The organism is Escherichia sp. MOD1-EC5189 (genome assembly GCF_002966045.1).
Classification (GTDB): Bacteria; Pseudomonadota; Gammaproteobacteria; order Enterobacterales; family Enterobacteriaceae; genus Escherichia; species Escherichia coli_F.
In genome coordinates this window covers 74,449-90,644 of sequence record NZ_PTRX01000007.1, presented here as the reverse complement: position 1 = coordinate 90,644, position 16,196 = coordinate 74,449, and the positions used below count along the sequence as shown (strand labels likewise).

General features: G+C 47.0%; 6 protein-coding genes and 1 tRNA gene. 4 read left to right on the top strand and 3 right to left on the bottom strand.

The window, feature by feature from the left end:
* Positions 1-328 precede the first annotated feature (328 nt).
* The gene (locus tag ATB02_RS08085) at positions 329-8,317 is read left to right on the top strand and encodes an Ig-like domain-containing protein (protein ID WP_157945206.1); all 7,989 of its coding nucleotides are present in this window, start codon (positions 329-331) and stop codon (positions 8,315-8,317) included.
* 377 nt (positions 8,318-8,694) lie between these two features.
* Here ATB02_RS08085 and ATB02_RS08080 read toward each other — a convergent pair whose 3' ends face one another.
* On the bottom strand, positions 8,695-9,765 hold the full coding sequence (locus ATB02_RS08080; protein WP_105271391.1) for a glycosyltransferase family 9 protein: 1,071 nt from the start codon (positions 9,763-9,765) through the stop codon (positions 8,695-8,697).
* Between the two features lie 305 nt (positions 9,766-10,070).
* Between ATB02_RS08080 and shiA the strand changes: the two genes are divergently transcribed.
* The 3 genes from shiA (at position 10,071) to ATB02_RS08065 (ending at position 14,001) form a co-directional block, all read left to right on the top strand.
* Entirely contained in the window at positions 10,071-11,387 is a 1,317-nt protein-coding gene (gene shiA, locus ATB02_RS08075; protein WP_105271390.1) for a shikimate transporter, read from the top strand.
* Between the two features lie 101 nt (positions 11,388-11,488).
* The gene (gene amn / locus ATB02_RS08070) at positions 11,489-12,943 is read left to right on the top strand and encodes an AMP nucleosidase (RefSeq protein ID WP_001060255.1); all 1,455 of its coding nucleotides are present in this window, start codon (positions 11,489-11,491) and stop codon (positions 12,941-12,943) included.
* 341 nt (positions 12,944-13,284) lie between these two features.
* Positions 13,285-14,001, top strand: a complete 717-nt coding sequence (locus tag ATB02_RS08065) for a YebC/PmpR family DNA-binding transcriptional regulator (protein ID WP_000532923.1) — start codon at positions 13,285-13,287, stop codon at positions 13,999-14,001.
* A 451-nt stretch (positions 14,002-14,452) separates the two neighbouring features.
* Here ATB02_RS08065 and ATB02_RS08055 read toward each other — a convergent pair.
* Positions 14,453-14,528: transfer RNA gene (locus ATB02_RS08055), tRNA-Asn, on the bottom strand.
* A gap of 100 nt (positions 14,529-14,628) precedes the next feature.
* Complete coding sequence (yeeO, locus tag ATB02_RS08050; RefSeq protein ID WP_001312931.1) at positions 14,629-16,116, bottom strand: toxic metabolite efflux MATE transporter YeeO; 1,488 nt, start codon at positions 16,114-16,116, stop codon at positions 14,629-14,631.
* Positions 16,117-16,196 lie beyond the last annotated feature (80 nt).

Sequence of the window (16,196 nt, the reverse complement as noted above, 5' to 3'; positions counted from 1 at the left end):
CCCTCGACCTTATGGTTGGGGGCGTTTTGTTATGGACGCCGTCTACAGCTTTCCTGTCGAGAGTGAGAAGTTACGGTTATTTTTGTGCCACATAACCTTCTGCTGGCAAAGAGTTCAGCATTATCTTCTCTACTCCGTCCCTATATTCGTCACCATTGCCCCCTCAATTATTAAACTGAGTTATTCAGTAGTCTCCCCTCTTGCAACTCACACCCAAAACTGCTTAACGAAAAGTTATTAATTTTCAATCATATTGCTATCAGGATTTATATTTTTTCGCTGTGCTAGAAAGGGCGCATTTATGTTAGCTCGTTCAGGGAAGGTAAGCATGGCTACGAAAAAGAGAAGTGGAGAAGAAATAAATGATCGGCAAATCTTATGCGGGATGGGTATTAAACTACGCCGCTTAACTGCGGGTATCAGCCTGGCAACTCAACTTGTGTTCCCTATGGCTGCGGCAGCACAAGGTGTGGTAAATGCCGCAACCCAACAACCAGTCCCTGCACAAATCGCCATTGCAAATACCAATACGGTGCCCTACACCCTTGGAGCGCTCGAATCGGCCCAAAGCGTTGCCGAACGTTTCGGTATTTCGTTGGCTGAGTTACGCAAACTCAACCAGTTTCGTACGTTTGCTCGAGGTTTTGATAATGTCCGCCAGGGTGATGAACTGGATGTCCCGGCACAAGTTAGTGAAAAAAATTTAACCCCGTCGCCGCGTAATAGCAGTGACAACCTTGAGCAACAGATAGCCAGTACTTCACAGCAAATCGGGTCTCTGCTCGCCGAAGATATGAACAGCGAGCAAGCGGCCAATATGGCGCGTGGATGGGCCTCTTCTCAGGCATCTGGCGCAATGACAGACTGGTTAAGCCGCTTCGGCACCGCAAGAATCACGCTGGGCGTGGATGAAGATTTTAGCCTGAAGAATTCCCAGTTCGATTTTCTCCATCCATGGTATGAAACGCCTGATAATCTCTTTTTCAGCCAGCATACTCTCCACCGTACTGACGAGCGTACGCAGATTAACAACGGCTTGGGTTGGCGTCATTTCACTCCCACATGGATGTCGGGCATCAACTTCTTTTTCGACCACGATCTTAGCCGTTACCACTCCCGCGCCGGCATTGGCGCGGAGTACTGGCGCGACTATCTTAAATTAAGCAGTAACGGCTATTTGCGACTGACCAACTGGCGCAGCGCACCTGAACTGGACAACGATTATGAAGCATGCCCGGCCAATGGCTGGGATGTACGCGCAGAAGGCTGGTTACCCGCCTGGCCGCACCTTGGCGGTAAACTGGTCTATGAACAGTATTATGGCGATGAAGTGGCCCTGTTCGATAAAGACGATCGGCAAAGTAATCCTCATGCCATAACCGCTGGACTTAACTATACCCCCTTCCCGCTGATGACCTTCAGCGCGGAGCAACGCCAGGGTAAACAGGGCGAAAATGACACCCGTTTTGCCGTCGATTTTACCTGGCAACCTGGCAGCGCAATGCAGAAACAGCTTGACCCGAACGAAGTCGCTGCACGGCGTAGCCTTGCAGGCAGCCGTTATGATCTGGTGGATCGCAACAACAACATCGTTCTGGAATATCGCAAAAAAGAACTGGTTCGCCTGACCCTGACAGACCCCGTGACAGGGAAGTCAGGAGAAGTGAAATCACTGGTTTCGTCGCTACAAACCAAATATGCCCTGAAAGGCTATAACGTCGAAGCCACCGCTCTGGAAGCTGCCGGTGGTAAAGTGGTCACAACGGATAAAGATATTTTGGTTACCCTGCCGGGTTACCGGTTCACCAGTACACCAGAAACCGATAACACCTGGCCGATTGAAGTCACCGCTGAAGATGTCAAAGGCAATGTGTCGAATCGTGAACAGAGCATGGTGGTCGTTCAGGCGCCTACGCTAAGCCAGAAAGATTCCTCGGTATCGTTAAGTGCCCAGACATTGAGCGCGGATTCTCATTCAACCGCCATACTGACTTTTATTGCGCATGATGCGGCAGGTAATCCTGTTATCGGGCTGGAGCTCTCGACGCGTCACGAAGGTGTTCAAGACATTACCCTGTCTGACTGGAAAGATAATGGTGACGGAAGCTATACCCAGATCCTGACCACAGGGGCGATGTCTGGTACGCTCACGCTGATGCCGCAACTGAACGGTGCGGATGCGGCCAAAGCCCCCGCCGTGGTTAATATCATTTCTGTTTCGTCATCCCGAACTCACTCGTCAATTACGATTGATAAAAACCATTATCTGTCCGGCAATCCTATCGAAGTGACGGTAGAACTGAGAGATGAAAATGACAAACCTGTTAAGGAGCAAAAACAGCAACTGAATACTGCAGTCAGCATCGACAACGTGAAACCAGGAGTCACTACAGACTGGAAAGAAACCGCAGATGGCGTCTATAAGGCAACCTATACCGCCTATACCAAAGGCAGTGGACTTACTGCGAAGCTGTTAATGCAAAACTGGAATGAAGATTTGCATACCGCTGGATTTATCATCGACGCCAACCCGCAGTCAGCGAAAATTGCGACATTATCTGCCAGCAATAATGGTGTGCTCGCCAATGAGAATGCAGCAAATACCGTCTCGGTCAATGTCGCTGATGAAGGAAGCAACCCAATCAATGATCATACCGTCACGTTTGCGGTATTAAACGGATCGGCAACTTCCTTCAACAATCAAAACACCGCAAAAACGGATGTTAATGGTCTGGCGACTTTTGATCTGAAAAGTAGTAAGCAGGAAGACAACACGGTTGAAGTCACCCTTGAAAATGGCGTGAAACAAACGTTAATCGTCAGTTTTGTCGGTGACTCGAGTACCGCGCAGGTTGATCTACAGAAGTCGAAAAATGAAGTGGTCGCTGACGGCAATGACAGCGCCACCATGACCGCGACAGTCCGGGATGCAAAAGGCAACCTGCTCAATGACGTCAAGGTCACCTTCAATGTTAATTCAACAGAGGCGAAACTGAGCCAAACCGAAGTGAATAGCCACGACGGGATCGCCACAGCCACGCTGACCAGTTTGAAAAATGGTGATTATACGGTTACGGCCTCTGTCAGCTCTGGTTCCCAGGCTAGTCAACAGGTGAATTTTATCGGTGATCAAAGTACTGCTGCCCTGACCCTCAGTGTGCCTTCAGGTGATATCACCGTCACCAACACAGCACCGCAACATATGACTGCAACCTTGCAGGATAAAAATGGCAACCCACTAAAAGATAAAGAAATCACCTTCACTGTGCCAAACGACGTCGCAAGTCGGTTCTCGATTAGCAACGGCGGAAAAGGCATGACGGATAGTAACGGGGTTGCAATCGCCTCCCTGACCGGCACGTTAGCGGGCACGCATATGATCACGGCTCGTGTGGCTAACAGCAATGTCAGCGATGCACAGCCAATGACGTTTGTGGCGGATAAAGACAGAGCGGTTGTCGTTCTACAAACATCGAAAGCGGAAATCATTGGGAATGGCGTGGATGAGACGACGCTGACAGCAACAGTGAAAGATCCTTTTGATAACGTGGTTAAAAATCTGTCAGTAGCCTTCCGCACCTCCCCCGCAGACACACAACTGAGCCTGAACGCGCGTAATACTAATGAGAACGGTATTGCTGAAGTTACCCTTAAGGGCACGGTTTTGGGTGTTCATACAGCCGAAGCCACATTGCCTAACGGCAGCAGCGATACGAAGACGGTGAATATTACCCCCGATATCAGCAATGCACAGGTCACGCTGAACATCCCTGCTCAACAGGTGGTGACGAATAACAACGACAGTGTGCAGCTGACGGCAATCGTGAAAGATCCGTTGAATCATCCCGTGGCGGGAACAACGGTGAGCTTCACCATGCCACAGGACATTGCGGCAAACTTTACCCTTGAAAATAATGGTATTGCCATTACCCAGGCCAATGGGGAAGCACATGTCACCCTTAAAGGCAAAAAAGCGGGTACGCATACGGTTACCGCAACGCTGGGTAACAATAATGCCAGCGATGCGCAACCAGTCACATTCGTGGCGGATAAGGACAGCGCGATTGTCGCCTTGCAAACCTCGAAAGTGGAAATCACGGGTAATGGAGTGGACGAGACGTTACTCACGGCAACAGTGAAAGATCCTTTCGATAACGTTGTAAAAGATCTACCGGTCACCTTCAGTACCTACCCGGCAGATACTCAACTTAGTCAGAGCACGACCAATACTAACGACAGTGGTGTTGCTGAAGTTACCCTAAAAGGCGCGGTATTGGGTGTTCATACAGCCGAAGCCACTCTGCCTAACGGCAATAGCGATTCGAAGACAGTCAATATTGCTCCCGATGCCAGCAACGCGCGGCTCACGCTGAACATTCCTGCTCAACAGGTGGTGACGAATAACAGCGACAGTGTGCAGCTGACAGCTACAGTGAAAGATCCGTCGAATCATCCGGTGGCGGGGATAGCGGTGAATTTCACCATGCCACAAGACGTCGCGGCAAACTTTACCCTTGAAAATAACGGTATTACCGTCACCCAAGCCAATGGGGAAGCGCATGTCACCCTCAAAGGTAAAAAAGCGGGCACGCATACAGTTACCGCGACGCTGATTAATAACAATGCCAGTGATTCGCAGCCGGTAACATTTGTGGCAGACAAAACCTCGGCTCAGGTTGCCCTGCAGATGTCAAAAGATGAGATCACGGGTAATGGCGTCGATAGTGCAACGTTAACTGCAACGGTTAAAGACCAGTTCGACAATAAGGTGAACAATCTTCCGGTAACATTCAGCTCAGCCTCTTCAGGCCTCACCCTGACCCCAGGGGAGAGTAATACCAATGAGTCTGGCATCGCGCAGGCCACTCTCGTAGGCGTTGCCTTTGGTGAGCAGACGGTCACTGTATCACTTGCTAATAATGGTGCCAGCGACCACAAAACTGTGCATTTTATTGGCGACACAGCTGCGGCAAAAATTATTGGGTTGACGTCTGTCCCAAACAGCATAATCGCTGGTACCCCGCAGAATAGCACCGGCAGCGTCATCACCGCGACAGTCGTTGATAATAATAGCTTTCCGGTGAAAGGTGTAACTGTGAGTTTCACCAGCAGTACAAACTCTGCTGAAATGACGAATGGCGGCCAAGCCGTAACGAACGAACAGGGTAAGGCAACCGTCACTTATACCAATACCCGTTCCTCGACAGAATCAGGAGGGAGGCCGGATACCGTTGAGGCCAGTCTGGAAAATGGTAGCTCCACGCTTAGCACATCAATTAATGTCAACGCTGATGCGTCTACGGCACATATCACCTTGTTACAAGCACTTACTGATACAGTCTCCGCAGGCAACACGACCGATCTGTATGTTGTGGTAAACGATAATTACGGAAACGGTGTACCCCAACATAAGGTGACCATCAGCGTTTCGCCAAGTGAAGGTGTGACCCCCAGTAATAACGCTATATATACTACCAACTCCTACGGCCATTTTTACGCAAGCTTTACCGCTACAAAAGCCGGGGTTTATCAAGTGACGGCAACGCTCGACAATGGCGATTCGATACAACAAACAGTGACCTATGTGCCGAACGTGGCGAATGCTGAAATCACGCTGGGAGCCTCAAAAGATCCGGTGATTGCCGACAATAACGATCTCACGACACTAACAGCAACAGTCGCTGATACAGAGGGCAATGCGATAGCCAACACAGAGGTAACATTTACTCTGCCGGAAGATGTGAGGACGAACTTCACGCTGAGCGATGGCGGTAAAGCGATTACTGATACTGAAGGCAAAGCGGAAGTCACGCTGAAAGGTACAAAAGCAGGCGCTCATACTGTTACAGCATCGATGGCTGGCGGTAAGAGTGAGCAGTTGGTGGTGAACTTTATTGCGGATACGCTCACTGCGCAGGTTAATCTTAACGTTACCGAAAACAACTTTATCGCCAATAACATTGGAATGACCATACTTCAGGCAACAGTGACTGATGGAAACGGCAACCCGTTAGCCAATGAGGCGGTGACATTCACGCTACCGGCAGATGTGAGTGCAAGCTTTACTCTCGGACAAGGCGGTTCCGCCATTACTGACATCAACGGCAAGGCGGAAGTTACACTGAGCGGTACAAAATCCGGCACCTATCCCGTGACGGTCAGCGTGGACAGTTATGGTGTCAGTGATACGAGGCCGGTGACTTTGCTTGCCGATGCGAGTACCGCTAAACTGGCTGATTTTACCGCATCATCAAGCTCATTAATCGCCAGCACAACCGAGGGTGCGACCCTGACGGCAAGTGTCACTGACGCTTATGACAATCCATTAGAAGGCATCAAGGTCAATTTCCGCGGCTTATCCGCCACGCTGAGTAACACCACCGCTGAAACAGATGCTCAGGGTAAGGCAGAAATTCTTGTAACAAGCACCATTGCAGGGACGAAAATTGTTGTGGCTAATCTGGCAAATGCACCTACAGACACCATCATGCAAACGTTGACTGTCAAAGCAGATGCTGATTCTGCGACGATCACCAGTCTGGAAATGCCTGAAGGTCAGGTTATGGTCGCAACCCCCCTGGCGGTTAAAGCGCACGTCGACGACCAGTTTGGCAATCCAGTTTCTGAACAGCTTGTGACATTCAGTGCAGAGCCGTCAATTTTTAACATGGTCATTAGTCAGGATACGGTCTCTACGAATACACTGGGTATAGCCGAAGTCACCATGACGCCCAAAAGATACGGTTCGTATACTGTGCAAGCATCCCTGGCGAATGGCTCCTCTTATGAGAAGGACCTGGTGGTAATCGATTTAAAACTGACACTCACAGCATCAAGTCCACTTATCGGCATCAATGACCCATTAGGTTCAACTCTGACAGTAAGGCTAACCAATCCAAATGGGACCCCAGTGAACAATGAACTCGTTACCTTTATCGTAACGCCAGAAGATGCAACGTTAAGTAGCGGAACAATGAAAACCAATCCTTCCGGGGAGGCACAAGTCGTTCTGACCAGCAATAAAGTCGGTACGTATACGGTTACAGCATCTATCACTAGTGGCGTAATTATTCAGGCGCAGACAATCGTGAAAGTTACTGGCAACCAAAGCACAGCCCATGTGGTCAGCCTAAGCGCTGATCCGTCAACTATCACTGCCAACGACAGCGATATCAGCACGCTGAAGGCTACTGTTGAGGACGGCAGTGGTAACCAAGTCGAAGGCGTCAATGTGAACTTCGCATTAAAAAGTGGCTCTGCCACATTAGGGTCATTAACAGCGGTGACCGATCAACACGGATTTGCGACAACCACCGTGAAAAGTGCGCGAACTGGGAGCGTAACTGTTAGTGCAGGAACGAGCACAGGTGCAACCCAAACAGCTAATATAACGTTGGTGGCAGGCCCGGCAGACGCCTCGCAGTCCGTCCTTAAGAACAATCGGTCATCACTAAAAGGGGACTATACCGATAGTGCTGAGCTACATCTTGTTTTGCACGATATATCAGGCAATACGATCAAAGTTTCTGAAGGGATGGAATTTGTGCAATCAGGTACTAACGTGCCCTACGTGAAAATTAGCGCAATTGATTACAGTCAAAATATCAACGGTGATTACAAAGCCACTGTTACAGGAGGCGGAGAGGGTATCGCAACGCTGATCCCTGTATTGAATGGTGTTCATCAAGCGGGTCTGAGTACCACAATACAATTCACTCGCGCAGAAGACAAAATAATGAGCGGTACAGTGTTAGTCAATGGTGCTAACCTACCGACAACTACATTCCCTTCGCAGGGGTTCACTGGGGCGTATTATCAGTTGAATAATGACAACTTTGCCCCAGGAAAAACGGCGGCTGATTATGAGTTTTCAAGCTCTGCCTCCTGGGTTGATGTTGACGCTACTGGTAAAGTGACATTTAAAAATGTCGGAAGCAGTTGGGTAACGATTACAGCGACGCCAAAATCAGGAGGCCCTGGCTATATATACGAAATCCGGGTGAAGAGTTGGTGGGTAAACTCCGGCGATTCTGTCATGATATACAGCCTTGCTGAAAATTTTTGCAGTAGCAATGGCTACATGCTTCCCCGTGCAAGCCTTTTAAGCCAGGGTCGTTCCCGAGGTATAGGGACATTGTACAGTGAATGGGGAGATATGGGGCATTATATGAATGAAGCCGATTTTTATTCAAATATGTATTGGTCATCTAGTCCCGCAAACTCCAGTGAACAATACGAAATTTCCCTGGCAACAGGTGAGCAAAGCGTAATGGCAAAACTTGGATTTGCTCATGTTACATGTTATAAAAACATTTGATTATTGAATTTTTTATAGAGTGCTCCATTAGGGGCACTCGACTTTACAATCCCTCTCTGTTTATCTGAAGACAGTCGAGCCCCCTTTTTTTGAATAAATGCTTGAACATGGAAGGACCATCTATTCTACGGCAGCGGGAAACAAAGTATATGAGCTATTTTTGATAGCTATCATTTTTGCTATTTAGTCAAATCACGATAATATTTAGCTAATTACATCAGTGCAAGTCATAATAATGTATGGCAGTTAACGGGGATTTAAGTTCAGGTTGCCTTATTATTCGGTGAGTATTGCTTTGATTCAAAGGCTTTTTTTGTGGTGATTGACCAACCTCAGGGTATTAATGTCCCCTGTTCAGCATAGATCGGCATTACCTTCTATACGTAAGTACTGACACATACTCTCTCCAAAGCACTTTTTAGCGCCTTTCCGAATTCATCCAGACTTATATGATCAATTTTTTGCCCAACGACCACTGACTCCGAGATATCTGCCATCGCAGGCCACCGCGTTTTGTAATCAGCATAAATTGCAACGACGGGGGTATTATAGGCACTTGCCATATGTAATATTGAGGTATCAGGGGTTATTGCGATATAAGCATCTTTTATGATTGCTGCTGAACGTTTAATCGAGGGTGATAAGGATAGCCGGTAGACATTATTATAACAACCCGCTAATTTCAGGGCTTTATCTTCCCCTTTTGGTCCATGAACAATGACTATTGGCATATCATTATCACTTTGAATTTTGGCGATGAGTTTCTCAGCTACTGATAACGAAAATGTGCGTTCCTGCACGCTGCCATCTAAATTAAGCGCAATGTAAGATCCTAAAGTGCACAATTCCTCACGTACTTCATTTATTACCTGCTCGCTTAATGGTAATTCATATATTGGCCTGACTGCAGGAAAACCCGCTTCACGCATCATAAACGCCCATGTCATGGGTACGGGAGCCCTGAGATTCTGATCCATCCGGGACGCGTTCTTACACAAAGGGGAGTAGCACTTCATGGTTAAACCTACAACCTGAAAATTCGTTTTTGCTTTCAACTGACTGATAAATAACATCGTTTTCAGGTTCTTTTTACGCATCGCCTCTATACAAAGATCCGGCGTACCGTATCGCTGTGTTATGTTCTTCGCTAAATCTTTTATTTCTTTTAATGTTGCGTGATCCTGCATAGTCATTGTGACTAATGTTAATTTAGTCTGTTCAAGTTTGAGCGCATTAAAGACTTCTAAATTAATAGTCGAAGTAACAATTAAAAGATGCTTAATTTTATGCAATTCAAGCGCCCGAATCACTGGAAAGATAGCCATAGCATCGCCAATCTGATCGGGAATATGGATGACAACAAACTCTGTTTTTTCAATATTGAAAGTATACGATTTATAATCGTAGCAACTAAATGCAATACGTCTCAACAATGATGCTAAAAACATACCTAACCTCGCCTCCCTACTGGTTATAATGCAATGCAGTCTATCAGAATCATCAGGGTGCAATTTTGTGCATATGCGGACTTTTATGTTTCATATCTCAAAACTGTAGGTGCTCTGCTCAATCCTTATGCAACTCCTGCGATTTCATCTTCCATCGAATTTTTCATGTTGCCGTTAATCAGCCATAAAATCATTTGCAGAAGCGCTCTGGCGCGGTAGTCTCATAAGGTTCGTTTATAGATCGACGGCAATGTGAGTTACCTTTTCCATACTAATTATAAAAAGACAGTACAAACAGGATCATTATGGACTCCACGCTCATCTCCACTCGTCCCGATGAAGGGACGCTTTCGTTAAGTCGCGCCCGACGAGCTGCGTTAGGCAGTTTCGCTGGTGCCGTCGTCGACTGGTATGATTTTTTACTCTATGGCATTACCGCCGCACTGGTGTTTAATCGCGAGTTTTTCCCGCAAGTAAGCCCGGCTATGGGAACGCTCGCCGCATTTGCCACCTTTGGTGTCGGCTTCCTTTTCCGTCCACTTGGCGGTGTCATTTTCGGTCACTTTGGCGACCGACTGGGACGTAAGCGCATGTTAATGCTGACCGTCTGGATGATGGGCATCGCGACAGCCTTGATTGGCATTCTTCCTTCCTTCTCGACCATAGGTTGGTGGGCCCCCATTTTACTGGTGACACTGCGTGCCATTCAGGGATTTGCCGTCGGCGGCGAATGGGGAGGCGCAGCGTTGCTTTCCGTTGAAAGCGCACCTAAGAATAAAAAAGCCTTTTACAGTAGCGGTGTACAAGTTGGTTACGGTGTAGGTTTACTGCTTTCAACCGGACTGGTTTCACTGATCAGTATGATGACGACTGACGAACAGTTTCTAAGCTGGGGCTGGCGTATTCCTTTCCTGTTTAGCATCGTACTGGTGCTGGGAGCATTGTGGGGGCGTAATGGCATGGAGGAGTCCGCGGAGTTTGAACAACAGCAACATAATCAAGCGGCCGCGAAAAAACGCATTCCGGTTATCGAAGCACTATTACGGCATCCCGGTGCTTTCCTGAAGATTATTGCGCTACGACTGTGCGAGTTGCTGACGATGTACATCGTTACCGCCTTTGCGCTTAACTATTCAACCCAAAATATGGGGTTACCGCGCGAACTTTTCCTTAATATCGGTTTGCTGGTAGGTGGACTAAGCTGTCTGACAATTCCCTGTTTTGCCTGGCTTGCCGATCGTTTTGGTCGCCGCAGGGTGTATATCACAGGCGCGTTAATCGGAACGTTGAGCGCATTTCCTTTCTTTATAGCGCTTGAAGCACAATCTATTTTCTGGATAGTTTTCTTCTCCATAATGCTGGCAAACATTGCGCATGACATGGTGGTGTGCGTGCAACAACCGATGTTTACCGAAATGTTTGGTGCCAGTTATCGCTATAGTGGCGCTGGAGTCGGATATCAGGTTGCCAGTGTGGTTGGCGGTGGCTTTACACCTTTCATTGCCGCTGCACTTATCACTTACTTTGCCGGGAACTGGCATAGCGTCGCCATTTATTTGCTGGCTGGATGCCTCATTTCTGCAATAACCGCTTTGTTGATGAAAGACAATCAACACGCTTGATAGTCAGGCGAAGATCATCCGATCTTCGCCTTACACTTTTGTTTCACATTCCTGTGACATACTATCGGAAGTGCGGTAATTGTATGGAACAGGAGACACACATGAATAATAAGGGCTCCGGTCTGACCCCAGCTCAGGCACTGGAAAAACTCGACGCGCTGTATGAGCAATCTGTAGTCGCTTTACGCAATGCCATTGGCAACTATATTAAAAGTGGCGAATTACCTGATGAAAATGCCCGTAAAGAAGGTCTTTTTGTCTATCCATCACTGACCGTAACCTGGGACGGTAGCACAACAAATCCCCCCAAAACGCGCGCATTTGGTCGTTTTACTCACGCAGGCAGCTACACCACCACGATTACTCGCCCTACTCTCTTTCGTTCGTACCTGAATGAGCAACTAACGTTGCTTTATCAGGATTATGGTGCGCATATTTCTGTGCAACCCTCGCAACATGAAATCCCTTATCCTTATGTCATCGATGGCTCTGAATTGACACTTGATCGCTCAATGAGCGCTGGATTAACTCGCTACTTCCCGACAACAGAACTGGCGCAAATTGGCGATGAAACTGCAGACGGCATTTATCATCCAACGGAATTCTCCCCGCTATCGCATTTTGATGCGCGCCGCGTCGATTTTTCCCTCGCGCGGTTGCGCCATTATACCGGTACGCCAGTTGAACATTTTCAGCCGTTCGTCTTGTTTACCAACTACACACGTTATGTGGATGAATTCGTTCGTTGGGGATGCAGCCAGATCCTCGACCCTGATAGTCCCTACATTGCCCTTTCTTGTGCTGGCGGAAACTGGATCACCGCCGAAACCGAAGCGCCAGAAGAAGCCATTTCCGACCTTGCATGGAAAAAACACCAGATGCCAGCATGGCATTTAATTACCGCCGATGGTCAGGGTATTACTCTGGTGAATATTGGCGTGGGACCGTCAAATGCTAAAACCATCTGCGATCATCTGGCGGTGCTGCGCCCGGATGTCTGGTTGATGATTGGTCACTGTGGTGGCTTACGTGAAAGCCAGGCCATTGGAGATTATGTACTTGCACACGCTTATTTACGCGATGACCACGTTCTTGATGCGGTACTGCCGCCCGATATTCCTATTCCGAGCATTGCTGAAGTGCAACGTGCGCTTTATGACGCTACCAAGTTAGTCAGCGGCAGGCCCGGAGAGGAAGTTAAACAGCGGCTACGTACTGGCACTGTGGTAACCACAGATGACAGGAACTGGGAATTACGTTACTCAGCTTCTGCACTTCGTTTTAACTTAAGCCGTGCCGTGGCAATTGATATGGAAAGTGCAACCATTGCCGCACAAGGATATCGTTTCCGCGTGCCATACGGGACACTACTGTGTGTTTCAGATAAACCTTTGCATGGTGAGATTAAACTTCCCGGTCAGGCTAACCGTTTTTATGAAGGCGCTATTTCCGAACACCTGCAAATTGGCATTCGTGCGATCGATTTGCTGCGCGCAGAAGGCGACCGACTGCATTCACGTAAATTACGAACCTTTAATGAACCGCCGTTCCGGTAATAAGTTCTGTTCCTTTTTATCAGGAATAGATGTGAAGGATTTAGTAAGTCATCCAGCAAATAGCCTGCAATAAAGCAGGCTGTTTGCTTCCTGGGGCGGATACGAGTTTTATTATAGCCTTAATGATTTCCATATATTAAAAGCAAGTATGCTTTCAAAACACAATTATAAAAAAATCCGCCAACAACATTAGTTTTTATGATATTAAATATAAGATTATGGATTTAGAATATTTTTATTTCTAATAGACGAGATTTTTCCTGTTATGATATAATATGCCGAATTAACGCATGTTAACGATTTACCAGTAATGTAAATAAATTTTCGAGGAGATCATTCCAGTGGGACGTAAATGGGCCAATATTGTTGCTAAAAAAACGGCTAAAGACGGTGCAACGTCTAAAATTTATGCAAAATTCGGTGTAGAAATCTATGCTGCTGCCAAACAAGGTGAACCCGATCCAGAATTAAACACATCTTTAAAATTCGTTATTGAACGAGCAAAGCAGGCACAAGTTCCAAAGCATGTTATTGATAAAGCAATTGATAAAGCCAAAGGCGGCGGAGATGAAACGTTCGTGCAGGGACGTTATGAAGGCTTTGGTCCAAATGGCTCAATGATTATCGCCGAGACATTGACTTCCAATGTTAACCGTACAATTGCTAACGTTCGCACAATTTTCAATAAAAAAGGCGGCAATATCGGAGCGGCAGGTTCTGTCAGCTATATGTTTGACAATACGGGTGTGATTGTATTTAAAGGTACAGACCCTGACCATATTTTTGAAATTTTACTTGAAGCTGAAGTTGATGTTCGTGATGTGACCGAAGAAGAAGGTAACATTGTTATTTATACTGAACCAACTGACCTTCATAAAGGAATCGCGGCTCTAAAAGCAGCCGGAATCACTGAGTTCTCAACAACAGAATTAGAAATGATTGCTCAATCTGAAGTTGAGCTTTCCCCAGAAGATTTAGAAATCTTTGAAGGGCTTGTTGATGCTCTTGAAGATGACGACGATGTTCAAAAAGTTTATCATAACGTCGCAAATCTCTAATTATATTTTAAAGAAATCTGTCTTTATGGCAGATTTCTTTAATCTCATTAAATTCTTATAATAAATATAATATTCAACTCGTCATATTGATTATAAAAATACCGGTCCCAGAGAAATAATATTTATTAAAATTCCAGGTTTTCTTTTTCTGATTACAGAAGACAAAGTGGCAATTACGTTTAGTTTCCCGATAAAAACGCGACAGCAACATCCCGCATAAGGCATTTTTCTCTACACCTTTGTACGGTACTTCACGGAACGAATTTTTTGACCTTGCGAATCGTGATGTCTGTTGGGGGGGCAATTTGCTCACTGAAGCGTGAGACTCGATTAAGCGCACGAAACACAGAAATCAAAAAACCCAGTCACTTTTTTACAAGGTAACCGGGTAAAAATAATTTTTATTTTTTAACTGTTTTGAGACTTATAGAGATGTCTCAAAACTAAAATTTGGCTCCTCTGACTGGACTCGAACCAGTGACATACGGATTAACAGTCCGCCGTTCTACCGACTGAACTACAGAGGAATCGTGAGAACGAGGCGAATATTAGCGATGCCCATCCTTAATGTCAAAGCCTGTTTTTTAAATTTGAAATCGTTTGCTGAAATAATCTGCACTTTGTCGTTTATTCCGACACAGCTGGCTTTTTTTCACACTTTTGCGGCTCAGGTCTAGGGTATTTCCACAGCCAACGTCCAGTAACCATGCGCCAGTAAAACAGCACGGCCCGCACAGCCCAGTCGGCAAACATTCCCATCCAGACACCAACCACACCCCAGCCAAGCATGATTCCCAGCACATAACCGACTACAACCCGGCAACCCCACATGCTCAACATAGAAACCCACATGGCGTAACGGGCATCGCGAGCACCCTTAAATCCAGCGGGTAGCACCCATGAGGCAGACCAAATAGGCATAAATAAAGCATTTAGCCAAATCAGAATCACAACGACATGTTTAACCTGTGGATCCTGGGTGTAAAACGATGCCATAACCCCAGCAAAGGGAGCCGTTAGCCAGGCGATGGCCGTTAATCCAAGAGTGGACAGCCAGAACACATGCCGCAACTGAATCTCTGCTTGCGCTATCTGCCCTACCCCCAACCTTCGGCCTGTAATGATCGTAGAAGCAGAGCCGAGCGCACTTCCGGGTAAGTTGATAAGAGCCGCAATTGAAAACGCGATAAAATTCCCGGCAATAACACTGGTCCCCATCCCGGCAACGAACATTTGGGTTAATAACCGACCACTGGTAAATAACACTGATTCGACACTCGCTGGAATACCAATCCCCATGACTTCCCAGATAATGCTAAAATTCAGCGGTTTAAAATAGCTCTTTAACGAAATCCTTAGCGCAGGATTAAAACCAATCGCCAGCACCCACAAAATTGCCACTGCGCCAATATAACGAGAAATGGTTAACCCCAACCCAGCCCCGACAAATCCCAGTCCCGGCCAGGAGAAAAGGCCGTAAATCAATATGCCGCTAATAATAATATTAAGAATATTCAGGCTACCGTTAATCAGTAGCGGTATTTTCGTATTCCCTGCACCACGAAGTGCCCCGCTACCAATCAAAGTGATGGCAGCTGCTGGATAACTGAGTACCGTCAGCTCCAGATAAGTCAACGCCAGTGCTTTAACTTCTGTCGTGGCATCACCCGCGACGAAATCAATAATTTGTTCGCCAAAATGATGAATAAGCGTTGCCAACAGTACGGCAAACAACGTCATGATCACCAATGACTGCCGCGTCGCCACCCTCGCTCGTCGTCGATCCCGCTTACCGAGACTAAATGCCACAACGACAGTAGTACCAAGATCGATAGCTGCAAAAAAAGCCATAATGACCATATTGAAGCTGTCCGCCAATCCCACGCCGGCCATCGCATCTTTTCCCAGCCAGCTGACCAGAAAAGTGCTCAGGACACCCATCAACAGGACACAGGCGTTCTCCATGAAGATAGGAACAGCAAGCGGGGTTATCTCGCGCCAGAACAACACTTTGTAACTCTTGCGTTTGGCGTGCCAGCGAGTGCCGTGAACAACCTGGCGTAAAGCAGAGGAGATATTCAAAGCCGACCTTAATTGCAGAAAGTGAAACCACATTTCAAATAATGAGGGAGAATCAGCAAAGCTGCAAAGATTTTCGCCAACAAATTGTCTGCAAATGCAACAAACTGTTGATA

Coding starts and splice junctions, on each gene's coding strand:
- ATB02_RS08085 (WP_157945206.1), top strand. CDS start 329: ATGGCTACGAAAAAGAGAAGTGGAGAAGAAATAAATGATCGGCAAATC.
- ATB02_RS08080 (WP_105271391.1), bottom strand. CDS start 9,765: ATGTTTTTAGCATCATTGTTGAGACGTATTGCATTTAGTTGCTACGAT.
- shiA (WP_105271390.1), top strand. CDS start 10,071: ATGGACTCCACGCTCATCTCCACTCGTCCCGATGAAGGGACGCTTTCG.
- amn (WP_001060255.1), top strand. CDS start 11,489: ATGAATAATAAGGGCTCCGGTCTGACCCCAGCTCAGGCACTGGAAAAA.
- yeeO (WP_001312931.1), bottom strand. CDS start 16,116: ATGTGGTTTCACTTTCTGCAATTAAGGTCGGCTTTGAATATCTCCTCT.